Source organism: Corynebacterium evansiae (assembly GCF_027570065.1).
GTDB lineage: Bacteria > Actinomycetota > Actinomycetes > Mycobacteriales > Mycobacteriaceae > Corynebacterium > Corynebacterium evansiae.
In genome coordinates this window covers 50,858-74,278 of the sequence record NZ_JAKMUT010000005.1, presented here as the reverse complement: position 1 = coordinate 74,278, position 23,421 = coordinate 50,858, and the positions used below count along the sequence as shown (strand labels likewise).

Annotated in this window: 23 protein-coding genes; 15 read left to right on the top strand and 8 right to left on the bottom strand. The window is 60.1% G+C overall.

All coding sequences use genetic code 11. From position 1 onward, the window contains the following. Positions 1-21: 21 nt before the first annotated feature. Both radA and L8V00_RS06590 read right to left on the bottom strand, forming a co-directional pair. Entirely contained in the window at positions 22-1,458 is a 1,437-nt protein-coding gene (radA, locus tag L8V00_RS06595; RefSeq protein ID WP_080722697.1) for a DNA repair protein RadA, read from the bottom strand. Positions 1,459-1,552: 94 nt separating this feature from the next. Continuing rightward, positions 1,553-2,125, bottom strand: a complete 573-nt coding sequence (locus tag L8V00_RS06590; protein WP_269944558.1) for a hypothetical protein — start codon at positions 2,123-2,125, stop codon at positions 1,553-1,555. A gap of 279 nt (positions 2,126-2,404) precedes the next feature. Between L8V00_RS06590 and L8V00_RS06585 the strand changes: the two genes are divergently transcribed. The 6 genes from L8V00_RS06585 (at position 2,405) to L8V00_RS06560 (ending at position 6,959) form a co-directional block, all read left to right on the top strand. After that, positions 2,405-2,995 carry a CarD family transcriptional regulator gene (locus tag L8V00_RS06585; RefSeq protein ID WP_269944557.1) on the top strand — a complete coding sequence of 197 codons (591 nt, stop codon included), beginning with the start codon at positions 2,405-2,407 and terminating at the stop codon, positions 2,993-2,995. A gap of 14 nt (positions 2,996-3,009) precedes the next feature. Then, the gene (locus L8V00_RS06580; protein WP_269944556.1) at positions 3,010-3,837 is read left to right on the top strand and encodes an IspD/TarI family cytidylyltransferase; all 828 of its coding nucleotides are present in this window, start codon (positions 3,010-3,012) and stop codon (positions 3,835-3,837) included. A gap of 53 nt (positions 3,838-3,890) precedes the next feature. After that, the gene (gene ispF / locus L8V00_RS06575; protein WP_269944555.1) at positions 3,891-4,382 is read left to right on the top strand and encodes a 2-C-methyl-D-erythritol 2,4-cyclodiphosphate synthase; all 492 of its coding nucleotides are present in this window, start codon (positions 3,891-3,893) and stop codon (positions 4,380-4,382) included. Positions 4,383-4,460: 78 nt separating this feature from the next. Then, positions 4,461-5,192 (top strand): ATP-binding cassette domain-containing protein, encoded by a 732-nt coding sequence (locus tag L8V00_RS06570; protein ID WP_049049583.1) that lies wholly within the window; start codon positions 4,461-4,463, stop codon positions 5,190-5,192. Then, complete coding sequence (locus L8V00_RS06565) at positions 5,179-6,366, top strand: ABC transporter permease (protein WP_269944554.1); 1,188 nt, start codon at positions 5,179-5,181, stop codon at positions 6,364-6,366. Before L8V00_RS06570 ends, L8V00_RS06565 begins: the two co-directional genes overlap by 14 nt. Continuing rightward, positions 6,366-6,959: a hypothetical protein gene (locus tag L8V00_RS06560; RefSeq protein WP_269944553.1), complete on the top strand. Its 594-nt coding sequence runs from the start codon at positions 6,366-6,368 to the stop codon at positions 6,957-6,959. The genes L8V00_RS06565 and L8V00_RS06560 overlap by 1 nt, the downstream gene beginning before the upstream one ends. Here L8V00_RS06560 and L8V00_RS06555 read toward each other — a convergent pair. Further along, positions 6,949-7,767 (bottom strand): fumarylacetoacetate hydrolase family protein, encoded by an 819-nt coding sequence (locus tag L8V00_RS06555; RefSeq protein ID WP_269944552.1) that lies wholly within the window; start codon positions 7,765-7,767, stop codon positions 6,949-6,951. The two genes, L8V00_RS06560 and L8V00_RS06555, sit on opposite strands and share 11 nt — an antisense overlap. Positions 7,768-7,829: 62 nt before the next feature. Here L8V00_RS06555 and cysS point away from each other — a divergent pair, with 62 nt between their 5' ends. Continuing rightward, entirely contained in the window at positions 7,830-9,266 is a 1,437-nt protein-coding gene (gene cysS / locus L8V00_RS06550) for a cysteine--tRNA ligase (RefSeq protein ID WP_269944551.1), read from the top strand. Here cysS and L8V00_RS06545 read toward each other — a convergent pair. Next, entirely contained in the window at positions 9,223-9,810 is a 588-nt protein-coding gene (locus L8V00_RS06545; RefSeq protein WP_011273026.1) for a hypothetical protein, read from the bottom strand. The genes cysS and L8V00_RS06545 overlap by 44 nt on opposite strands. A gap of 210 nt (positions 9,811-10,020) precedes the next feature. Between L8V00_RS06545 and L8V00_RS06540 the strand changes: the two genes are divergently transcribed. From L8V00_RS06540 to rlmB, 8 genes are all read left to right on the top strand, one after another. Beyond that, a complete protein-coding gene (locus L8V00_RS06540) occupies positions 10,021-11,955 on the top strand; it encodes an HtaA domain-containing protein (RefSeq protein ID WP_269944550.1) in 1,935 nt (644 codons plus the stop codon). A 48-nt stretch (positions 11,956-12,003) separates the two neighbouring features. Then, positions 12,004-13,095 (top strand): heme/hemin ABC transporter substrate-binding protein, encoded by a 1,092-nt coding sequence (locus tag L8V00_RS06535; protein ID WP_035007512.1) that lies wholly within the window; start codon positions 12,004-12,006, stop codon positions 13,093-13,095. Further along, positions 13,079-14,128: a FecCD family ABC transporter permease gene (locus tag L8V00_RS06530; RefSeq protein WP_011273029.1), complete on the top strand. Its 1,050-nt coding sequence runs from the start codon at positions 13,079-13,081 to the stop codon at positions 14,126-14,128. The genes L8V00_RS06535 and L8V00_RS06530 overlap by 17 nt, the downstream gene beginning before the upstream one ends. Next, the gene (locus tag L8V00_RS06525; RefSeq protein ID WP_011273030.1) at positions 14,125-15,033 is read left to right on the top strand and encodes a heme ABC transporter ATP-binding protein; all 909 of its coding nucleotides are present in this window, start codon (positions 14,125-14,127) and stop codon (positions 15,031-15,033) included. Before L8V00_RS06530 ends, L8V00_RS06525 begins: the two co-directional genes overlap by 4 nt. 5 nt (positions 15,034-15,038) lie before the next feature. Continuing rightward, a complete protein-coding gene (locus tag L8V00_RS06520) occupies positions 15,039-16,118 on the top strand; it encodes an HtaA domain-containing protein (RefSeq protein ID WP_051901674.1) in 1,080 nt (359 codons plus the stop codon). An 80-nt stretch (positions 16,119-16,198) separates the two neighbouring features. Next, a complete protein-coding gene (locus tag L8V00_RS06515; protein ID WP_011273032.1) occupies positions 16,199-16,873 on the top strand; it encodes a biliverdin-producing heme oxygenase in 675 nt (224 codons plus the stop codon). After that, the gene (locus L8V00_RS06510; protein WP_269944549.1) at positions 16,870-17,742 is read left to right on the top strand and encodes an HtaA domain-containing protein; all 873 of its coding nucleotides are present in this window, start codon (positions 16,870-16,872) and stop codon (positions 17,740-17,742) included. The genes L8V00_RS06515 and L8V00_RS06510 overlap by 4 nt, the downstream gene beginning before the upstream one ends. 203 nt (positions 17,743-17,945) lie before the next feature. Further along, entirely contained in the window at positions 17,946-18,902 is a 957-nt protein-coding gene (gene rlmB, locus L8V00_RS06505; protein WP_035004662.1) for a 23S rRNA (guanosine(2251)-2'-O)-methyltransferase RlmB, read from the top strand. A gap of 45 nt (positions 18,903-18,947) precedes the next feature. On the opposite strand, the gene L8V00_RS06500 is transcribed toward rlmB, so the two are convergent. The 4 genes from L8V00_RS06500 to L8V00_RS06485 form a co-directional block, all read right to left on the bottom strand. Continuing rightward, a complete protein-coding gene (locus tag L8V00_RS06500; protein WP_269944548.1) occupies positions 18,948-20,603 on the bottom strand; it encodes a carboxylesterase/lipase family protein in 1,656 nt (551 codons plus the stop codon). A gap of 87 nt (positions 20,604-20,690) precedes the next feature. After that, on the bottom strand, positions 20,691-21,629 hold the full coding sequence (locus L8V00_RS06495; RefSeq protein WP_269944547.1) for a metal ABC transporter permease: 939 nt from the start codon (positions 21,627-21,629) through the stop codon (positions 20,691-20,693). Continuing rightward, positions 21,626-22,327 carry a metal ABC transporter ATP-binding protein gene (locus L8V00_RS06490; RefSeq protein ID WP_239388467.1) on the bottom strand — a complete coding sequence of 234 codons (702 nt, stop codon included), beginning with the start codon at positions 22,325-22,327 and terminating at the stop codon, positions 21,626-21,628. Before L8V00_RS06490 ends, L8V00_RS06495 begins: the two co-directional genes overlap by 4 nt. Then, positions 22,327-23,337 carry a metal ABC transporter solute-binding protein, Zn/Mn family gene (locus L8V00_RS06485; RefSeq protein WP_239388512.1) on the bottom strand — a complete coding sequence of 337 codons (1,011 nt, stop codon included), beginning with the start codon at positions 23,335-23,337 and terminating at the stop codon, positions 22,327-22,329. The genes L8V00_RS06490 and L8V00_RS06485 overlap by 1 nt, the downstream gene beginning before the upstream one ends. Positions 23,338-23,421 lie beyond the last annotated feature (84 nt).

Sequence of the window (23,421 nt, the reverse complement as noted above, 5' to 3'; positions counted from 1 at the left end):
GTAAATGGCCCGGCCGGTGGCCTAGTCAGTAGATAGGCAGTAGTTGACCGCCTGGCAGAGCGTGGAGACCTCCTTTACCTTCATGCCCTTCGGCGCCTCGTAGTGGCAGTTCTTCGGCACCAGTGCGGTGTGGAATCCCAGCCGGTGGGCTTCTGCCAGCCTTTGAGTGAGCTGCGGAATGCGCCGCACTTCCCCGCCTAAGCCCACTTCGCCGAGGGCAATCAGCCCAAGGGGGAGCGGGGTACGTTTTGCGGTGGAGGCCAGCGCAAGCCCGGTGGCGAGGTCCGCGGAGGGTTCCAGAATCCTCATTCCGCCGACCGTGGCGGCGTAAACCTCCTTGTCCGCCAGCGGCAACCCGCAGCGTTCGGAGAGCACGGCCAGCACCATCGACACTCGCGAGGCATCCATGCCCGTCATGTAGCGCTTCGGATTCTTAAACTCGCTGTTAAGCGCCAAAGTTTGCAGCTCGCCGACCATGGCGCGGCGCCCGTCCATCACGACGGTTACTGCGGTGCCGGTCACGGATTCGGTGCGGTGATGCAGGAACAACCCGCTGGGGTCCGCAACCTCCTGGATGCCGTGGGCGGTCTGCTCGAAGCAGCCGACCTCGTCCGTGGCACCGAAGCGATTCTTGATGCCGCGCAGGAAGCGCATGGAGGAGTGTTTGTCGCCCTCGAAATTCAGCACAACATCCACCAGGTGCTCGATGGTGCGGGGGCCGGCGACCGTGCCCTCCTTCGTCACGTGCCCCACCGCGATGACGGGCGTGCCCGACATCTTCGCCAGGGTCGTCAGCGTGCTGGTGACCGCGCGGGTTTGGGCCACGCCACCAGCAACGCCTTCCACCCCAGTGGCCTGCATGGTCTGGAGGGAATCCACGATGATCAGCTCTGGGTTTAGTGCATCGACCTGCGCCAGGCCATTCTCCAGGTCGTTCTCGCTGGCCAAATAGAGCTTGTCGTGCAGTGCACCGGTGCGTTCCGCCCGGTGGCGCACCTGCCCCACGGACTCCTCCGCGGTGAGGATCAGCACCGTATGCCCCTTCTTGGCCCACGCCGCGGCGACCTCTAGCAGCAGGGTGGATTTGCCCACGCCCGGTTCGCCCGCCAGTAGCACAGCGCTGCCTGGGACAATGCCGCCGCCTAGAACGCGGTCTAGTTCCCCGATGCCTGTGGGGCGGTGCTTGGCGATGGTCGGATCCACTTGGGTGACCGGTTGGGCGCTGGCTCCTGGAACTAGGCCACCGGATCCGCGTCCTCCACCGCGGCGCCCCGCACTAGCGCCAGCACCCGCAACTCCGGCGAGCCCCATTGCGCCCAAGCCTAAGGAGCGCGTGTCCCGCTCCTCCAGCGATCCCCATTCCCCACACTGCGGGCAGCGGCCCATCCACTTCGACAGCTGGTGGTCGCAGGAGGTGCAGACGAAAACCCGGCTTGCTTTGCTCGACTTACTTGCCATGCTCACAACAATAAACGCCGCCCCGGACAACCAATGTCCGGCGGCGGCGTTTGTTCGATTTTGAGGACGCCTACGCTGAAGCTTGCTCTTGGGGCTACTTGTCGGTCAGGCTGCCGTCCTCGTCACGGTGCAGCTTGCCGGCCTCCGGAACGTAAGCGGAAACTGGAACGCTCAGCTCAACCTCGCCGACATTCAGCTTGAAGGTGACCTTCTTGTGGCCGCCGACGTAAACGTCATCCAGTCCCTTGATGGAGGTGGTGGCGTACTGCAGCTGCTTCTGCTCCTTGGCCTCAATGTCTTCCATAGCGAACTTGCCATCAGCAACCAGGGAGCCGCCAGCCGGAATCTCGGTCTCGTCCAGGCCGGAGACCTCCTTGCCCTCCACCTTCACGGACTCAACCTTGACGGGCTTACCGTGGGTGTCCTCGTTGGTGATAGTGAACTTCAGGGCCAGAGCGTTATCCGGGCCGACAACCACGGTGACGTCCTGAACGTCAGCGTGCTCGGCGGTGCCGCTAGCACCGTTGACAGCGGCAACCTGGCTGGAAGTCTGGGAAATCTGACCTGCACCACACGCGGACAGCGCGAGTGCGGAACCTGCTGCGACCAGCGCCAGCGCACCACGGGCAAAGGTCGTCTTCAGCGGCTGGGCCTTGAGGGTCTTCACGATGCGTTCCTCCATCTGAGGCATGTCTTAAAAGCAGTTGAATAAAAACGTCTGCACCCAGCCTAGCCTGTAGGGGGCCGGTACACCTAGCCAAGGAGGCCTTTAAGGTTAATTAGTGCCCCCTAGTGCGTACTTGCTGGGGATTTTATGCCCCAAATGCGGGTAGCGCGGTCGATTACGGTAGAATCTATCGGGTATTTACTCGGGTATTTACGCCGTGCCTGTCAGTGCCCGGCACAGCCTGTCACAGCCTTTCGGAAGGACGTTAGAGGAACACTTATGGAGTTCGCAGTCGGAGATACGGTCGTTTACCCGCACCACGGCGCCGCCGTCATCGAGGGCATCGAGCAGCGGGAGTTCAAGGGGGAAACCGTCGACTACCTGGTGCTGCGCATCAACCAGGGTGATCTTTCCGTCCGCGTCCCGGCCGCGAATGCCGAGAATGTTGGCGTGCGTGACGTGGTGGGCGAGGAAGGCCTGCGCAAGGTCTTCTCCGTGCTGCGCGAGACCGACGTCGAAGAGGCTGGCAACTGGTCCCGCCGCTACAAGGCGAACCAGGAGCGCCTGACCAGTGGAGACGTGAACAAGGTCGCCGAGGTCGTGCGCGACCTGTGGCGCCGCGACCAGGACCGCGGCCTGTCTGCCGGTGAGAAGCGCATGCTGGCCAAGGCCCGCCAGATCCTCGTGGGCGAACTCGCCCTGGCCGAGGGCGTGGACGACAAGAAGACCGACGCGCTGCTGGCCGAGATGCAGGCCGCCATCAAGCGCCACCGCGAGGCCGCCGCTGCAGCCCGTGCCGCAGGCGTGGACGAGGACTCCAAGTCCGGCGGCTCCATTGATCTGGACGACGAGCTGGACGGCGAAGACTAAGCCGGGCAGGCGCTGTGACAGCGAACGTCTACGCACTCGTCGCCGCTGCCGGTAGCGGTACCCGCCTGGGCTTCGACACCCCGAAGGCTTTCGTCGAGCTCAACGGTCGGTCGTTGCTGGAAAGGTCGTTGGACGGCCTGGCGGCGTCCCAAAACATCGAAGAAGCGATCGTGCTGGTCAGCGAGAACATGCGCGACCACGCCGAAAGCATCGTCGGCGATCCCATCAACGTCGCGGAGTGGGCGCCCATGACCGTCAGCGTGGAGCTCGGTGGTGGAGAGCGTTTTGATTCTGTTTACGCGGGCCTCGTTGCAATCCAACGGCGATTAAGCGCTGCGGGCGAGGCCACCGAGGGGTGCTTCGTTGCTGTCCACGATGCCGCCCGCTGCCTCACCCCGCCCGCCATGGTCGCCGAGGTTGTCGACCGCGCGCGCCGTGGTGTCGCGGATGGTTCCTGGTACGGGGCGATCCCGGTGTTGCCGGTGGTAGACACTATTAAAGTTATTGACGCCCCCACCTCCGGCCCGCGCGCAGGGCAGACGGTCGTGGAGCAAACCCCCGACCGTGCCAGCCTGCGGGCGGCGGCTACGCCACAGGTATTCGACTTGGAGAAGCTGATCGAGGCTAACGAGCAGTACCTGCGCACCACGGAAATCAGCTCCGCGCACGCGGTGGATCGCGTGGGTGCCTCGCCGCTGCCATTGGTGACGGACGATGCCTCGCTGATGGAGATGGCAGGTTTCCCGGTGGTGGCGGTGGATGCCGATCCGTTGGCTATGAAGATCACCACGCCCCAGGATTACCGCGTGGCGCAGATGATTCTGAATGGCAGCAAGGGCTAGAAGGCCCGAAATAGACAAGTAGAACGCAACCAGAGGCGAGAGGCAGACCGCAATTGAATACCCCACACATCATTCCCCGCGTCGGCATTGCGACGGATGCTCACCAGGTGCAGCCCGGTAAAGACTGCTGGATGGCCTGCCTGCTGTGGGAAGGGCAGGATGGCTGCGAGGGGCACTCAGATGGCGACGTGGTGGCGCACGCGGTAGTGGATGCGTTGCTCTCCGCCGCAGGACTGGGGGATCTGGGCAGCTTCGTCGGGGTGGGGCGCCAAGAATACGACAACGTATCCGGCGAGCGCCTCCTGCGCGAGTGCCGCGAGCTGTTGGAATCCAAGGGTTTCGTGATCGGCAACGCGGCGGTGCAGATGGTGGGGAACCGCCCGAAGATGGGCACCCGGCGCGAAGAGGCCGAGAAGGTGATGGGGGAGCTGATCGGCGCGCCGGTCTCCGTCTCTGCAACCACGACCGATCACATGGGTTTCACCGGCCGCGGCGAGGGCGTGGCGGCTGTGGCGACGGCGGTCGTGTGGCAGTCGCAGAATTAGTTATTGACAATCTTTTTATGCCTTCGTAGGTTTGTTCCATCAAACAGAAACTCCGTGCACTAAAGGTCTGGAACTTCCTTGTCGAATAGCTACTCGTTTTCCTTTAGCTACCCGCGTTCCGATGAAGGGATCGAGGTCCGCTCCCTCGAGGTTCCTGCTAGCCCAACAGTGATCCTGGGTGTCAATGGTGCCGGTAAGACCACGCTTATGAAGTTGCTTGCCGGGCAGCTAAAACCGTCCAAGGGCGCTGTGCCTAAGTTGGGCCGAGCGGTGTACGTCCCGCAGCATTTCGAAAGCATCAATGGGGCGCGTGTGGTCGACTATGTTTCCTACGTCGCCTGGCTTAACGGTGCCGGTTGGGCGGAGAGTAAGAGGTCCGCAGCCTATTGGATTGAATTCGTCGGACTTAAAGCACACGCACATAAGCAATGCAGCAAGCTGTCTGGCGGGCAGCAAGCCCGCGTGCAAATCGCTACAGCCCTGAACTCTAACGCGGAGCACATTCTGCTAGACGAACCTAGCGCTGCACTCGACCCGCTGGCGAAACGGGAACTTCAAGGGCTCTATCGATCCATCGCGGAATCGGGCGTTGGTCTTTGGGTTTCTAGCCATCAGCCCTTGGAAGTAGAGAAGCCGTTCGGGCATGTGCTCGTGTTGCATGAAGGCAGAGTTGAATTCCAGGGGCCGATGGGCGATTTTCTACGAATTGGGCGTGAATCACTAGAGTCGGAGAAGTCACATCGTTATTCCGAGACTGTGAGAAACCTTGCGGAGGCATTTTCCAGGGATGGTGGTCATGGCGAGGATTAACGCTCTCAACGTTGCTTTGGTGCTCGCGGCTTCTGTGCTTGGATTGCTGAGCATTACACTCAACGCAAACCCGGTGCCTACGCAGGACAACGCGATCTCCAATAGCTTGGCCCTCTACTATTCGCTGGGGCCAATCCTTGGCTTTATCGGCGCCAAAGAGATGGCACGCTTCCGTTCCTTTTTTAAGTCCCGCGGGTCTGTGCAGGATGTTTTTAAAGTCTGGCTCAGATCCTTGGCGCTGCCACTATTGCTTGCGGTGGTAGTGGTGCTGGCGTACCTCGCAGTGCAGTTGGCGGATATCGGCTACGTAGAGTCCGGACGGTTCCTTGCAACAGGGTTGGTCTTTATTGCTCTTCACGGCGTGGCATGGCTGAGCTTGGGGGCAACTTTAGGGCTGTACCTACCAGCAATTGTGGCGATCGCTGTCGGCTTGCTTCTTCCTTATATCCTGGTCGCTTACCCGGTGTCGCTCTCAAACGTGGCGTGGCGACAAATGTTCGGGCAGCCGTTCAGCTCCTGTTGCCAAGTATCTCAGAGCGTGGACCCGATTCTGTGGAAGGCTTCGGCTCTGGTGCTGGGGGCCATATGCGTTTGCTCGTTGCTGTTGATCGCGGCTTTTCATGGAAACTGGCTTCCGGGGTTGTCGGCGTGGCCACTTCGCGTGGCAGCCATTGGTCTATTCGGCGTGAGCTGTAGTTTAGGCTACGGAATCGCCCAAGACGGAAACTACAGTTCCGCGGTGCCCCGCCCCCAAGAGCACATGATCTGCGAGGGAGCGGTGTGTTACTGGCGCGAAACTCCATCTGGGCAGGTAGACGCTAACCGCAAGGTGTGGGAATCTTTGGGCGTCACTACCTATAGGCTGATCGACGCCGAACCGCAACGGGACGGCGACATCCGGCTCGCCCGCTCGAGTCAACAACCGGAAGTAAAGCACGCGCTCCTGGTCGATCTCCTCAGCAACGAACCTGCGCTTAAGGGGGCACCATCGTGTTGGGGAACTCCGCAGGAACCAGTATCAGTCGCGGAGGCTCTTCCCGATCTGACGCAGAAAGAACTGGAACGGGCCACCCTGACAACTTCCGGACAATGGCGCGGGGTGCATGGCACGAATGAGGGAGTGGACGTGAAGTTCATCCTTGATCGGGCGAACTCCGAGTGTTGGGAGGGATAGTGTCTGCCCAGCATCGAGCACAAATTTATTGGCGCGGTCATTCCGCGACCTATGCGGTGATGCTTCAGGTATTCGGCGTCGTGGGTGCCGTCCTGTTCGGTACGACCACGATTCCCATTCCCTGGGCTTCGTGGAGTTCGTCCGGAGTCGTTCCGTTTAACTTTGTGTTCTCCATCGCCATCGTTAGCTCCGCGGTGATGTTCTGGGATAATCGGCTTTCCCAGCTGGAAGAACTAACTGTTCGCACGTGGGCGGCCTGCGACTGGCTTTTCCTCGGGCTTTGCCTGGGCGAATGCGGCGTTGTCGCGATCCTGGGCAACCCAGGCATGCTGCAGTACACGCTTATTGCATTGTCGGTGATTTTCGGTGCATGCCTCGTAGCGGACCTGCGAAAGAGCTTCTATGGACTGCTTCTGCTAACTGCCGCCCAGTGCCTGCTCATATCGGTATTGCCTAGTAGATACCTCCCATTGTTCTGGTCGCCCAGGATCGATGTGATTGTGATTGCGCTTCCCATCTGCCTGCTACTTTTCGCGGCAGTGCGGAGCGCCATCAAGAAAGCCGAGCCGGGTTTGGCTCAGCTCAGCAGTTAATGCGGTTGCATATTTCCCCAATGCCGTCGATAGCGATGCGCACCTCGTCGCCATCGGCTAGGTACTGCGGTGGGGTCATGCCGTGGCCGACGCCCTCTGGTGTGCCCGTCACGATGACGTCACCAGGTGCCAACGAGGCGAAATTGCTGATGTAATCCACCAGATCCTGTGGCTTAAACACCAGGTCGGCAACGCTGTGCTCCTGGCGGAGTTCGCCGTTGACCCAGGTGCGTAACAAGGCCCCTTCCGCAATCGGATCGAAGTGTTCGGCCGGCATCATCCACGGACCGAAACCGCTGGAGCGATCCAGGTTCTTGCCCTGCAGCCACTGCTGGGTGCGGTACTGCCAATCGCGCTGAGAGAAATCATTCATCACGGCGTAGCCCGCGATCTGGCCAGCCTCGCCCATAATGACGGCGAGCTCGCCCTCGTAGTCCGCCTGTGCGGAGAGCTCCGGAGGCACAACGACCTCGTCATACGGACCCGCCAAGGCGGAGGCGTACTTCACGAACAGGGTGGGGTGATCCGGAATCGGGTGGCCCATCTCCGCGATGTGTTCCCGATAGTTCAGGCCGACACAAAAAATTTTCCCCGGGTTCGGCACGACCGGCCCCAGCTGGTCGGCGGTGAAGGAAACGGAGGGGAGGGAATCCAGCTCCGTGCTGCTGATCTGCGCTTTGTAGGGGAATTCGGCAAGGAGCTTGCCCTCACCGCCATCGGCAGTGAAGGAAGTGACTGCGATTGGGCGCCATGCACCCCGGTCATTGAGGCGGATGGTGGCGAATCTCGGGGTGTTCTGAGTGCTCATGTACTCCACGATACTGACACGCAGGGGAAAGAGGCCGGATGCGCATGCCTATACTGTGTGGTGTGACTTTGCGAATTTACGACACTGCCGCCCGCCAGCTCCGCGACTTTGAGCCCATCCGTGAAGGCCATGCCTCGATCTATTTGTGTGGAGCGACCGTGCAGTCGATCCCGCACATCGGGCATGTGCGCAGCGGAGTTGCTTTCGACATCCTGCGCAACTGGCTAGAGGCCAAGGGGCTGGACGTCGCATTCGTAAGGAACGTCACTGACATTGACGACAAGATCCTGACCAAGGCCGCGGAGAACAACCGCCCGTGGTGGGAGTGGGCCGCCACGCACGAGCGCGCGTTTAACTGGGCCTATGACCAGTTGGGCGTCACCCCACCTTCCATCGAGCCCCGCGCCACAGGGCACGTACCGCAGATGATCGAGTACATGCAGCGCATCATCGACAACGGCCACGGCTACGCCGCAGACGGCAATGTGTACGCGCAACCCGCGACGATCGATCACTACGGATTCCTGTCCGGCCAGAAGCTGGATGAGATGGACCAGGGCGAGTCCGCGGGAACCGGCAAGCGCGACCCGCGCGACTTCACCATGTGGAAGGCAGCCAAGCCAGGCGAACCGGCCTGGGATACCCCGTGGGGGCGCGGGCGCCCTGGCTGGCACATTGAGTGCTCCGCGATGGCCACGACCTACCTGGGTAGCGAGTTCGACATCCACTGCGGTGGTCTGGACCTGCAGTTCCCGCACCACGAGAACGAGGCCGCACAGGCGTCGGCAGCGGGCGATGGGTTCGCGCGCTATTGGATGCACAACGGCTGGGTGACGATGTCCGGCGAGAAGATGTCGAAGTCCCTAGGCAACGTGCTTTCTATCCCGAACGTGCTGAAGCTGGTGCGTCCGGTTGAGCTGCGCTACTACCTGGGCAGCGCGCACTACCGCTCGATGCTGGAGTACTCCGAGGCAGCGTTGGGTGAAGCCGCTGCGGGCTACCGCCGCATCGAAAAGTCCCTGGTGCGCGCCACCGAGTTCGTCACCGGCGAGACTGCGGTGGATCCGCAGGTGCTGCCGGTCGGGGAGGTGCCGGCGCAGTTCGCGGAGAAGATGGATGACGACCTGGCCGTGCCGCAGTCGCTGGCAATAATCCACGACGTGGTCCGCGAGGGTAACAAGCTACTGGACGCAAAGCCCACGGATGAGGCGAAGCAGCAGGTTAAGGAGATCTCCGGGCAGGTTCGCGCGATGGCCGCTGTGTTGGGTGTGGATCCGCTGAGCGAGACCTGGCTGGAATCTACCAAGGCTGCTGCCGGTGGTTCCGACGTGGCGATGGGCGCCCTGGACGTGCTGGTGAAGGCCGAGCTGGAGCGCCGTGCTGAGGCCCGCGCAGCCAAGGACTGGGCCACCGCCGACGAGGTGCGCGACCGCCTGGCCGAGGCCGGCATTGAGGTTACGGATACAGCCGATGGCGCGAAGTGGTCGCTGAAGGGGTAGTTCCATAGACGTACTCGTCGGGTTGTAACTCTGATCCCGGAAGCTCGACCTCGTCGTCATACATTTCTTCGGGTACGAAATATTCTTCGTCGTTCGACCACATGGGGTTCAGGCCTGGCAAGAACCAAATGGTGGCGGCAGAAACGATGGCGATGATGATGCCGCCCAGTGTTGCGTGCTCCGGCGGGATGTACCAAAAACCGGCCACAATCAGGGCGCCGATGGAGCCGATACACAGGGGGAGGAAGAGGTTCAGATTCAACCTGTTTGCGGTTCTGTATTCGACCCAGTCCTCGCTGGGGAAGCGGCTGCGGGCTTGGGAGCGGATCCGGCGCTGCGTTTTCTGAGAACATACGACGCATGCGATGGCGACTAGTGCCAGCCCGACTCCGGCGATAATGAAGTCGCCGACTACTGCGCCGTATGCCATCACGCCGATCGATACGGTTAGGGCAAAGCGTTCGGTCGCGGAAAGCGGAATTGCCTGGTGGGGGTCTACTTCAGGATAGAGGTTGGCTAGAGGGGCCGGGGTGTATGCGGTCATCCTTCGTGTCCTTTCTCGGGGGTGAGAGGTGGGGGTGGGGGACGAAGCTAAACACAAGATGCTTCTGTCTCTTAGGCTGACGTCATGATACTTTCAGTTAAGTCGAGCCTTACCTAATTAAGGTAACACTATCCTAAGGTAGTGGTAAATCCTGGGTAGAAGGTAAGGCTGCGTAAGTCTTTTGATGTTTCAGTTCTGAGTAGGATCAGCATGCACCTTTCACTGTTTGGATCACGTCGAGGCTCGGTGCGACGGTCGTTCGGCCGTACATCCACGGCCGTGGCTGCCGCCTCCGTACTTGCCTTCGCTCCCGTAGCATTTACTACGGTCGCAACTCCCGTTGCCTCAGCGGCGGGAACCTGTGAATTTAATTGGGGTATCAAGCAGAGCTACCGTGCCTATATCCAAGGCCCTGTTGCTAAAGGCGGATGGGGTGGCGACGGTATCGGCTTTAATGGCGATAAGACCGGCCCGAATGGAGCCTTCCAGTTCCGCCCCCAAAAGCCCCAGGTAAACGGTGATACGGTGACGGTTCCGCTCAACGGAGTTCTCCGTTTCAACGGTCACAACTATGGCGGTGATGACCTGCTAGATATGACGCTCTCCGATTGGAAGGTGCGCGCAAAGGGAAAAACCGCCGAGATCCTGGTGGACTATGTCTCCTATGAGTCGGACATGGTCAATAAGAGTAAGCGAGGAGCCAAAATCACTGGCGACGATGAAGTCATCGCCAAGGTGAACCTGTCCACTCCGGTGAACCCAGGCTCAGGGAGCGTGAACCTTTCTGGTTCTACGACACTTACTCAAGGTGGCAGCCGGCTGTTTCTCGCTTACAATGCGGGAACCTCGATGGATCCAACCAGTGGCTCAGTGGCTTTGGACGGCAGCTGTGGATCAGATTCGGGCAGTGGCTCGGGATCGGGCGAAAAGCGCACGCTGACCACGATCGATGGCAACTTCACCGGCTTTAACAAGGAAGCTATGGGAATTCTGTCTGAGACGAACGACACGATGAACGCCCTGACCACTTTCATGGGTAACTCCCAAGCCTTCTTGGACGAGTATGAATCTTTCGTCAATCGCGGGCGCGGTAAGAACGGATCTTCTAGCGGAAGCGACTCCGGAACTAGCTCCACCTCCGGAACGAGCTCCAACTCCAACTCCGGTTCCGGTGGTGGATCGGCCTCTGGTGGAGCATCGCTTGGATCCGGAAACAGTGGTGCGCGAAACGGCGGAACAGGCGGCGGGTCGGCCTCCAGCGGAGGCGGAACAACCCGGGGCGGTGCCGCAGCAGGTGGAGCAGCTGGTGGCGGTGGGGATCTGCACTGCGAGTCGGTCAAGGCAGTCGAAAGCGCCAAGGCATCGTGGGCTCTGAAGGAATCCTTCCAGTCGTACATCACCGGCTCTATCGCTAAGGGCAAATGGGATTTGAGCGGGGTCGGATACAGCGGCGGCAAGTATCAGTTCACCGGCAACGGTGGCAACGTTGATACGTCTTCTCAGCAGGGAACGATTTCCTATGGTGGCGCGATGCAATTCACCGGTCACAACGGAATTCTCGACCTGAACATTGCTAATCCGGAGATCCAGTTCAACGGTGGAACAGGAAGGCTTGTTGCCGATGTTCGTTCTTCAAACATGGAAGGCGAGAAACGAGACTTCGGGCGCACAGTGCTGGGAGACCTGAGCTTTAGTTCCCTTGATGTCTCGGAAAACTCAGTAAGCGGAGAGGCGAGTGTATCGCTGACCCAGGATGGTTCCGTAGCTTTCGCTGAATTCTACGATCCGGGAACCCAGCTAGCGCCGATATCTTTCAGCGCCCAGCTAGGTGGCCAGGGTGACTGCGACGCAGTGGGCGGTACTTCAGCATCTGGATCGAATGCGGGTGGATCGGGCGGTGGTTCTTCTGCCGCGCACAATGCTGCCGCCGCGAAGCTCGCCGACAATAAGGACGGTTTCGGCAATGGCGTCGACGGCGATTCATCATCGGCTGGGTACGAAAACGGATCGAGCAAATTCAAGGTTAAGCCTGCTGCGGCTGAGGGCCAGGATGAGAACCCGACTTCTTACCTTCTCGGATTGATCGTAGGAGTCATCGTCGCAGGTGGAAGCATCGGTCGACTGGTTGTAAGTAATCCGTCTTAATCCGCCTACTAGATGGCAAAACACTGTTCAGTTAGAAAGCGCGTTTTAATGTCCATTGTTCCTAATCGAACTGTGCGGTTAGCGTTCCGCACCTGTGTGTTGTTTATCTGCACGGCCAGCCTCGCTGCGTGTGGCGTTAAGGGCGCCTATGAATCCGAAGCTGATGCTGCTCTGCGAAACGACATCAAGAATGCTGCTGATCTGCAGGACCCCCGTAGCTTTGAGGGAGTTTCGGAGGTCAAGGACTTCACGGATGTGGAGCCTGTGACCAAGAATCCATCCCCGAAGCTGCCGGTGGAGCTGACCGACGCAGACGGCCACGATGTCAAGGTTAATAAGCTAGATCGGATTCTGGCTCTAGACCTGTATGGCACTTACACTAAAACCCTTACTGGCCTGGGGCTTGCCGACCGGATTGTAGGCCGCACGGTCTCTTCTACTGAAAACATCTTGGCCGACAGGCCAGTGGTCACTCAGGGTGGGCACAACATCAACGTGGAAGCCGTGTTGTCGTTGGAGCCGGATATCGTCATCGTGGACCACTCCATCGGACCACGGGACGCTATCGATCAGATTCGTCAGGCGGGCGTGACCACCGTGGTCATGGAACCGACCCGCACAATCGATTCGGTGGCCGAGGACATCACCACGCTCGGTGCTGTCGTGGGCCTCCCGGAGGATGCGGAAAAGCTTGCAGATCGCACAGTCGAGGAAATAGATCTGGATAAAGAGACCATCAAGAAGATGGTGCCCTCTACACCGATGCGGGTGGCATTCCTTTATGCCCGTGGAAATGGTGGAGTGTTCTTCATCATGGGCGAAGGGACCGGAGCAAAAGACCTGATCGAGGGCGTTGGTGCGGTTGACGTGGGGACGGAGAACAACCTTTCCTACATCGAACCAGCCAATGCGGAGTCGCTAGCTAGGTTAAACCCAGATGCGTTCATCATGATGACCGGCGGGTTGGAATCCACCGGAGGGATCGAAGGCCTGCTCAAACGCCCCGGCATAGCTCAAACCACGGCAGGACAGAAGCGGCGCGTAATCACGATTCCAGATGGTCAATCGTTGGCGTTCGGCCCTATGACTGGGCAAACACTTTTGCGGACAGCGAAGGCGTTATATGACCCACACGGTTAATACGAACGAGTTTCTCCGGGCGCGAACGCGCCGATGGGTAGGGATTTTCGGTGCACTGGTGGTGCTAATGCTTGTTGCTGCGGTGCTATCGATCGTGCTTGGACAGTACTACGTGCCACTGCAGGATTTAGGTTCAATCTTGCTGGGGAAAGACCATCATTCAGGTCTGGCCTCCAGCGTAGTGTGGGATATTCGCTTGCCGCGCATCCTGCTGGGGTTCCTAGTCGGCGCATGTTTGGGTGTGGCTGGAACATTGATGCAGGCGGTGTTTGCCAACCCTCTGGCCGAGCCATCGATTATTGGCGTGACCTCGGGCGCCGGGGTTGGTGCGGCGTTGGCAATCGTCTTTAACCTTGCTTTCTTCGGCACGTTCACCGTTCCGTTCTTCGCCTTTCTTTCCGCATTGGTTGCCGCTGGCCTGATTTACCAGCTAGCACGAAGTCAAGGCCGAGTTGTGGTTATCAATCTGGTTCTCACAGGTATCGCGGTCAATGCCGTGTGTGGAGCAATTATCTCCTTCATGGTCTATTTGGCTCCGACCGCCAGTCGGGAAGAGATCATCTTTTGGCAGATGGGATCCCTAAATGGTGCCCAGTGGAAGCACGTTTGGGCGGTTTTGCCGATCACGATGGTTGGAATTGCCGTAGCCCTACGGATGGGTGGGGCACTAGACGTGCTTGCTTTGGGTGAGAAAGCCGCTGGTCACACAGGGATCAATGTAAGTCAATTGAGAGCGATTGTGATCATCGCTGCGACCGTACTCACTGCAGGTGCAGTTGCCTTTGCTGGGCTCATCGGCTTCGTAGGGCTGATTATCCCGCACCTGTTGCGAACGGTCATGGGGCCGGAGAATTATCTCCTCATCCCTGCTTCTGCGCTTGGCGGGGCGGTCTTGATTGGTCTGGCTGATGTGGCTGCCCGCACGTTGATTGAATTCGCAGATTTGCCGATTGGCATCTTCACTGCCCTTGTCGGCGGCCCGACTTTCTTCGTTCTGCTGCGCCGAATGATGCGAAAGGGGATTCATGCATGAGTGCTCACGGTAGCGATGCGACTACTAACAGTATGGCTATCGGCGATAAGGCCATTGAGGTATCTGGCCTTACCGTCGACGTTGGCGCCAAGCGGTTGCTCAGTGACATTAGTTTTGTCGCTCGTGCCGGCGAGGTCACAGGGCTCATTGGGCCGAATGGTGCTGGTAAGTCGACGCTGCTCGCCGCGCTGTCTGGGGATATTAAACCTACTGAGGGTGTGGTTTCCGTCGCCGGATTAGACCCCTCTCGGGCCGATGCAAGGGCAATGGCGCAGCGCCGTGCGGTGTTGCTTCAGGATGTCCAAGTCGCGTTTGAGTTTCTTGTTCGAGATGTTGTGGCGATGGGACGGCGACCGTGGCGAGGGACAGTCGATAGCAGTGTGGATGAGCTCATTGTTGACGCTGCTCTGGACGCCACCGGTTCCACTGCGTTGGCAGTTCGTGACATCGTCACTCTTTCCGGTGGCGAACGTGCTCGGGTTGCGTTGTCCCGAGTTTTGGCCCAGCAAACACCGGTGGTGTTGTTAGACGAGCCGACCGCGGCGATGGATATCCGTCATCAGGAACAAGTCTTGAGCTTGATGCAGCAGATCGCTCACAGAGTTGGAACTGCGGTGGTGATTGTGTTGCATGACCTCGACGCAGCTGCGGCGTATTGCGATCACATCGTCTGTCTATCGAATGGGCGAATTGCCGCCGCTGGATCGGTTGATTCGGTCTATACCGACGAGATTCTCTCCAGCGTTTATGACTGGCCCATCGAAGTTGTCCGCAGTGCGGATAATGACGTCTCTGTTCGTCCGCGGCGGAGGGATCCGCCAGCTGCAGTAGCTCGACTGCTTTCTGCATATCAATCCATTCCATTCACTAGGGCTAAGTCCCTAGGATCCATTCATCAGGAGTAATTCTCATGTCTATTAAGTCAACTCGAAATGCCATGCTTGGCACTGTGATGTCCTTCGCCCTGGGCACTGCTGCACTTTCCGTACCCGTTGCATCGGCACAGGAGGGCGCATCTCAGGCTAAACCTGAATGCAAAACTGTTATCACTGGCGGTACCTTCAACTGGGGATTGAAGGAGAGCTTCCGCAGCTACATCCTGGGGAGAATCGCTCAGGGAAGCTGGGAAACGAAGGGTGAGGTTAAGGAATCTGATCCTGCCAACAAGAAATCCAAGGACTTCCAATTCCAATTCCAGGTAGACCCAAGTGTATCTAGCATTGAGGTCGATTCCGAGGGCAACGTAACCAAGGCAGAGATCGGCACCAAGCCGTCCGATGTCGTTTTTGAAGGCCATCATGGTGCTTTGTACTCGAACTTCAAGTCCCCTTACATCACGGCCGAGGGGGCTAGTATTCAGGGCGGCGCTAGCTATGAGGGATACTACGTGCCTGGCAAGCACATGACTGAGTATACGCCTGAGGACCGTATCGAAGAGAACAAGGTTTCCGGCAGGGACGTGTTCTCGAAGGGGCACGGAAACTGGAAGGTTGACGGGGACACTGTCACGCTTGATGCAAGCAGCATGACCTACGTTCCTAAGCCAGGAACGGATGGGGACAAGAACATTGTGGAGGGTGTAGACGTCCTATTCATGGGCATTTACTCGGCGGACTACAAGCCAGAGCTGGATGACATCAATGTTTCTCTGACCACCGAGAAGAAATGTGCAACGCCAGGGGAGCCGAATCCGGATGATGAAGGTGGTTCTGGCCCGGACAACCCGAGCAACCCAGACAACCCGGACAACTCCAACAACCCGGACAACCCAGACAACCCGGACAACCCGAGCAACCCAGACAACCCGGATGACCAGGGGCAAGGCCAAGGTTCGCTGGGCAAGTTCGGAAAGGTGTGGAACTACATTCTTGGCACGGTCGGAATCCTAGGCATGCTGGCGATCATTGGCCACGCGATCAACGTGTCTGGCGCTCTCGATGGCATTCACAAGAAGATTGATGAATTCCTACGCCACCACAACTTGCGCTAATAACGAGTTCCCTTTTCTCGTTCAGCGACAAATTCCAGATTCCACGCGGATCTTGAAACTCTTTCGAAAGGAATAACGTGATGGCTTCGACCTCCACACTTTCAAACACAAGCTTTAACACAGCCGAGCCGATCTCTCAGGCACTGCGCAATGCCACTGCGGAGGCGCACGGGCGCGCAGAAGGATCCGAGTTCATGAGCACCCTTTTCAAAGGCGAGCTTGACGCTCAAGCGGTGTATGCGCTTTCGGGACAACTCTGGTTTGTCTACAGCGCTCTAGAGAACGCTGTAGAAAGAGTCTCCGGCACTCCCATCGGGTCGGTTATTGCCGATCCGCGCCTGCAACGTTGCGCTGCGTTGGAACACGATCTGACGTATTGCCTCGGCTCCGATTGGCGCGAACAACTTGAACTACTGCCCGCCACCCGGCGGTATGTAGATCGCCTCGACTCTTTCGGAGAACAAGACGTTGTACGAGTGATCGCTCATCACTATGTCCGCTACCTCGGGGATATTTCCGGCGGTCAGGTCATCGCTGTACGTGTAGCAGACCTCTACAATGTCGCTCCTGAGGCATTGAAGTTCTATGACTTCTCCGCTATTGGCAAGATCCCTCCGTACCGAACCAGCTACCGTCAGCGCCTCGATAGCCTGCCACTCACAGCACAGCAGCGTTCCGAATTGATTGAGGAAGCCATCGATGCTTTTGGTATGAATTTTTCCCTGTTCACAGATCTTTACGGAGTCTGCGCGTGAATACACCATTCTTGTCCAAGTCCAATTCCCGCCACTTCGTTGCCAGCGCCCTGGTCAGTTCCGTCGCGTTAAGCGGCATGGCGGTTCCTGTAGCACAGGCAGAGGAAGTGTCCGCCCCAGTGTTAGGAGCCGGTGCTTTTGCCTGGCCGATCAAAACCTCTTTCCTTAAGCATGTGCAGGGGCCGATCGCCAGGGGAACCGTCATCGGCGATGGAGGCGCGGAGTTTAAGGGAAACCAGTTTGTGTTCCCAGTAAATACCCAAGAAACAAAGCTGGACCCGCAGGGGAATGGCACGATTGCCCTGGACGGCAGCGCACATGTGACCGCATACAAAGGTCTTGGTAAGAACGGCGGGCCAGCTTTGGATGTCTCTTACTTCGACTTGAAGTTGAATGTCACAGGTCAGGCGGTATCGCTTATTGGGGACTACTCCCTTTCCGGTAACACGGCGAACGATCCTACACAGCTAGACAAGCGCGGCGACGATGAAGTAATCGTGACCTTCACCCTGGAAGTCCCGATTGATCCGGGTAAGGATCTCGTTGCCCAGAACCGTCCCACAACGGCCGGTATCGGATTGCAGAGATCTCTACTCCGCTACAACGAGGGCGAGCAGCTGGAGGGCGCGGACGTTGACCTGCTGCTGGACTATGACGATGGCAAGCAGATAGAAGATGTAACCCCGCAGGAACTGCAGGGAAGTGCAAGCGGATTCTCCGGTTCTTCTAGCGGCAGTTCCAAAAACTCGTCCCTTGGCATCGCGGCCGGTGTGATCGCCGCCATTGTGGCAGTGATTGGGGTAGGGGCACTGGCCTTCGGGCCCGTGGATTGGCGAGGAGTTTTGAAGAACTTCGGCATCACTGCCTAGAAGGAAAGCATCGTACCACCCCATCTGCGAAGAACTATTGCTCGTTTCAGCTGCTGCCGGCAAGATTGGTAATGGAAGCAACAAATTCACAGCAGGTGGGGTGCTTTGCTGTCCATGTACTCGTGAGCCTGGTTCCAGTTTTGCGTGCCGGGAAGTAACATACACAAACGCACGTAGTCGACCAGGTAAGAGGGGCAATCACAGTGGCGGGCAACACCCAGCGCAGCGGAGGCGTGCGCAAGAAGAACAAAAAGGGCGCAACTAAGGGCTCCGGTGGCCAGGGGCGCCGCAGCCTGCGGGGCAAGGGGGCCACGCCGAAGGCGGAGGATCGCGTCTACCACGCCGCATACAAGCGCAAGCAGGCCGCCAAGCGCCGGGCATCCGGCGCGCACGACCGCTTCGCGAAGGACGACAACCAGGTGGAGCTGGTGGTCGGCCGCAATCCGGTGATCGAGTGCCTGCACGCCAAGGTTCCCGCCACCGCGCTGTACGTCGCGGAGGGCACCAAGAACGACGAGCGCCTGGCCGAAGCCGTCCACACCTGTGCCGATCGTGGTATTTCCGTGCTGGAGGTTTCCCGCGCAGAGCTGGACCGCATGACCGGCAACGGCATGCACCAGGGCATTGGCCTGCAGATCCCGCCCTACCAGTACACGCAGGTAGAGGACCTGATCGAGCGGGCCGCCTCTGCGCCTCAGCCCGGCTTGGTCGTTGCGCTGGATAACATCACCGACCCGCGTAACCTCGGTGCAGTCATCCGCTCCGTCGCTGCGTTCGGCGGCCACGGCGTGATCATCCCGGAGCGCCGCAGCGCCTCCGTCACCGCCGTTGCTTGGCGTACTTCCGCGGGCACGGCCGCGCGCCTGCCGGTGGCGAAGGCCACCAACATGGTGCGTTCCTTGAAGCAGTTCCAGCAGGCCGGCTACCAGGTCGTAGGCCTGGACGCAGGCGGCGACCACACCCTCGATACCTACGACGGCACCACCCCGACTGTCATCGTCGTCGGCTCGGAGGGTAAGGGCCTGTCCCGCCTGGTTTCGGAGACTTGCGACACGATCATGTCGATCCCCATGGCCAAGTGGGTGGAATCCCTCAATGCGTCGGTCGCTGCGGGCGTGGTGCTCAGCGAGTTCGCCCGCCAGCGTCGCGCTGCTAAGTGACGCCCCTTCGTCCCAGCCGTAGCCGGGCCCAGCCCTAGCTGATCATTAGCCCTCGCCGAACATTTCCTCCTGCTTATCCCACTGAACCTGCGCCCACGCCTCCCGCAACTCGGGCTGTGGGTCGTAGACGGTTTCCTCGCCGGTGGGGAAGTGGGCGTCAAAAACCTGCGTGGCGAAGCCCAGCGAATAGGGATCGAAACCGGGGTCGTGAGAGTGCACGAACTGCCTCCACCGCGACTGCATGGCGACGGTGGTGGCGCGCATCTCGTCGCGGCCGCCCAGTAGCACGGCAATGCGCCCCTTGTCCTGGTCATAGCGCTGGAAGAGGATTGGCAGGTCCAGGGCGTGTAGCGCGCCCATGCCGGAATAGCGCAGGAATGGAGTAGTGGTGTCCAGGCGGTAAACCCACGCCCGGTCGCTCGGGTGATTCTGCGCTAGGTACCAGGAAGGGCCGGTGAACAGCGCATCGCCGAAGAAACGCCCCTTGAGCTTGCGGGATTTCGGGCCACCATAGTGCTGCTCCAGAATGTTTGTGGCCTGGGCGGCGGAACCGGAAATCGCGTGGGCGAACGTCCGCGTGCGCGTGTACTGCATGGAGCTACGCTTTGGCTCCAGGTGCATCATGTCGTACTCGTTACGGTTAGTGCCGATCAGCAGTGGCACGTCCATCATCGCGCCGGGGGAAAGCGGGTGTTCCGGCAACAGGTCGCCATCGATCACCGGGGCGAACGGGCCGGCCTTGGAGATCGGATTGTCCGCGTGGAAGCGCACAATTTCGTCGGAGAGGCGGCCCAGGATCGTGTGCTCGGCGGTAAGTAGGTCTTCGGTGGCAGCCGCAAGCTCCTCGTCGCTGAGCTCCGGCGGGGCCTGACGAACAGGGGTGCGCTGGTCCAGCGGCAGAGATTCTTCCGCGCGCATGCGGTGCAGCCAACGGGCGGCGAAGTCCGTCCAATACTTCGCATTCGCCCGGGTGTGGACGATCATCGGGGCGGGGGATTGCGCGATGGTCGCGCTGAACAGCCCCTTTGCGGACGGGGTGGCCATCAGTGCGGTGACCATGGAGCCACCGCTGGATTCGCCCATGATGGTCACGCGGTCAGGATCGCCGCCGAAAGCGCGGGCGTTGTCGTGGATCCAGCGCAGTGCCGTCAGTAGGTCGGAGTGGCCCGCGTTGCTATCCATCCCCTCCGGTGTATGCGTGCCTTCGCCCAGAGCCAGCTGGCCAAAGATGCCCACGCGGTAGTTCACGGCCACGTACACGCAATCGATGGCCTGGGCGAAGTACTCGCCGGACAGCAAAGGCTTGTTCGCGGAGCCGTGGATGTTCGATCCGCCGTGGAAGTAGACCACCACCGGACGGCCGGCTTCCGGATCGATGGCTGGCGTAGGTGAGCCTGCAGGGCGGGGAACGACCACGTTCAGCCAGAGGCAGTCCTCCGTGCCTTCCCAGTTGCCTGCGGACTTGCGCGCCGGGCGGTACTGCGAGCAGGCGTCGCCGGAGGTGGCGGCGTTGAACACGCCCTCCCAGGGTGCGATGGGCTCGGCCCGACGGAAGCGGCGGGTGCCGATGGGCTTTTCGGCGTAGGGGATTCCGCGGAAGGCGGTCACGCCGGTTTCCGCGTGGCCTTTGACCAGTCCGGTGGTAGTGCGGACGATCCAGGGATTGGTGGGTTGTGAGTTCGCAGTCGTCTCGGTAATCACAAGTGCTACCTTAACGAGCCGAACTGCCCCTGTCCCTCTTCTGGGGGCGGTGATTATGTTTTTATCCGCTTTACGCGCCCGGCCGACCTAGGCGTGGTGCGCGTGACCTGCGGCCTCGTTGCTGGTTTGCTTCGAGAGCGACTCGCCAGCAGCCGAATACTCCCGCGCCCGCACCGCATCCGCCTGCACATTCCGGGAACGTATCCACGCGATCCCGCGGCAGATCAGGTAGATCACAAAGCTCAAGGTAGTCACGAACACCGAAACCGGCAGCCCCGGGGCCAACGAGGCCACCAGCCCGCCGACCGCCGACACCACGGAGAAAACGCCCGACAGCACCACGGCCAACACCGGGTTGCTGGTTACCTTCACCGCTGCCGCGCCGGGCGTGATCAGCAGCGCGATCAACAGCAGGGCGCCGACGATCTGCACGCCCTGGCTGGCCACCACACCGATCAGGGCAGCGAACACCAGCGCCAGTACGCGCACCTTCACGCCCGAGGCTGCGGCCAGCACCGGATCCACCGTGGCGAACAGTAGCGGCCGCCACAGGAGTGCCATCGTCACCACCACCAGCACGGCCAGTACCGCTAGGATGCCCAGCGAGGCAGAGCTCACGCCCACAATCTGGCCCGTCAGCAGGCTAAAAGCCGCGGAAGACCTGCCGGGGTAGAGGTGGATAAACAACACTGATAGGCCCATGCCGAAGCTCAAGATCACCGCCACGATGGCGTCCTGCTCCCTTTGCCCCAACGCCGTCAGCGCTACGGCGGCCAGCACCGCGCCGATTAGCGCGCCCCAGCTCACGCTAAAGCCGAACAGTAGCGCGGCGGCGGCGCCCATCAGCGCCAGCTCGCCGGTGGAGTGCGCGGCGAAGCTCATCTTCCGCATCACGATCAGCGGGGCGATCGCGCCGGAGACAATTCCCAGCAGCAGCGCCGCCAGCAGCGCATTCTGCACGAAGTCCACCGAAAGCAGTGCGAGGGTGTCTTCCCACCAGTCGCCGGTGTGGAATTGGCTGCTCATACGACCACCAGCTTTCCGTCTACGTTCACTACCTTCACGTCCGTCTGGTACAGGCGGGAGAGCGTCTCGCTGTTCATGACCTCATCCACCGTGCCGATCGTGTGGCCGTGCGGGGCGAGGTACAGCACCCGGTCGGTCACGTTCAGGATCGGGTTGATGCCGTGGGTGACAAACACGATTGCTGTGTTGTGTTCCCGCCGCCTGCGATCCAGTAGTTCCACGGTCTTCTTCTGCGCGCGCAGATCCAGGGAAAGCAGCGGCTCGTCGCACAGCAGCAGCTCTGGGTCCTGTGCCATCGCCTGCGCCTGCCGGATCAGTTGTTGCTGCCCGCCCGACAGCTCGCCGACCCGCCGATTGGCCAGGCCGGTCGCACCTACTTCTTCGAGCGCCGCGTCGATCTGGGCTTTCTTCGGTCGCCTATTCTTTATGACGCCCGCTGCGAGCGCGAGGCTGACCAGATCTCTCGCGCGTAGCGGAATGGTCGGGTCGAACATCCTTTGTTGGGGGATGTAGCCCAGCTTTTCCGTCACACTGACGCTGCCGCGGCTGAGTTTGCGGGTGCCGAGGGCGACGTTCAGGAGGGTGGATTTTCCCACTCCGTTGGGGCCCAAGATAGCCAAAAACTCCCCTGGCGCGACCTCGAGGTTGAGGTCGCGCCAGAGGGGTTCGACTGCCGCATCGCGGAGAGCGAGGACCATTACTTGGTTGCATCCTCCAATTGCTTGATCAGGGCGTCGGCGTACTCGAAGTAGTCCTGGCCCTCATCGGGGGTTTCGTTGACGTTTACTACCTTAATGCCAGCTTCCTTGGCGGCGTCGGTCAGCTGTTCGGCCGCCGGGGTTTCCGACTGCTCGTTGGTGATGAGGATGTCGGCCTTCTTGTCCGTGATCAGCTGGCGGGTGGTTGCCAGATCAGCTGCGGAAGGCTCGGACTCGTTATTCACCGAGTGGGCAAAGCCCTCCGGGGTGACGTCCTTCAGCTCGGAATCGTCCACCAGCTCGGCGGCGACGGACTCGGTGAGGATGACGTTCTTGCCGCTCAGCTTCTCGATGCGCTGCTTCAGTTCGTCAGTCTTCTTGGTTACGTCCTCGTTGGATTCTGGGATGTCGGAGTTGAGCTTGTGCAGCTCGGCGGAGAGCTTCTGCTCGAACTCGGAGACGACGTCCAGGTCGAACCAGACGTGGGGGTTGGCTCCACCGTGGTCGTGACCCTCGTGATCGTGCTCGTCACCATGCTCATGGTCGTGACCCTCGTGTTCATCGTGCTCGGCATCTTCGCCGTGCTCGTGGTCATGACCGTGGTCGTGCCCCTCCGCACCGTGCTCGTGTCCCTCGTCGCCGTGGTGGTGCGCCTCGGCCAGCGGCTGGGCCGTAACCAGCGGAGTGCCCTCCTCCACGTTGTCGGTCAGCCAGTTGTCGTAGCCCGCGCCGTTGGCGACCACGATGTCCGCGTCCTTGACCGCCGCGATGTCACGGGCAGTGGCCTCGTACTCGTGCGGGTCGTCGTCCTTGCTGCTGAGGATGGTGGTTACCTCAACGTCATCGTTCCCCTCGGTGATGTCTTCCGCAATGCTGCCCCAGATGGAGGTGGAGGCGACGAGCTTGATCTCGTCTCCATCGGCGGCGGGATCCTCGGAGCCGCCGGCGCAGGCGGTTACGCCCAACGCCAACGTTGTGATACTAAACACTGCTGCGATATTGGCAACCATTTTCTTCATTCTTCCGAGGTTAGTGGTCACGAAAACGATCGTCAATATGAAGTTTGAATCTTCCACGGAACCCCGCGGCAGCCA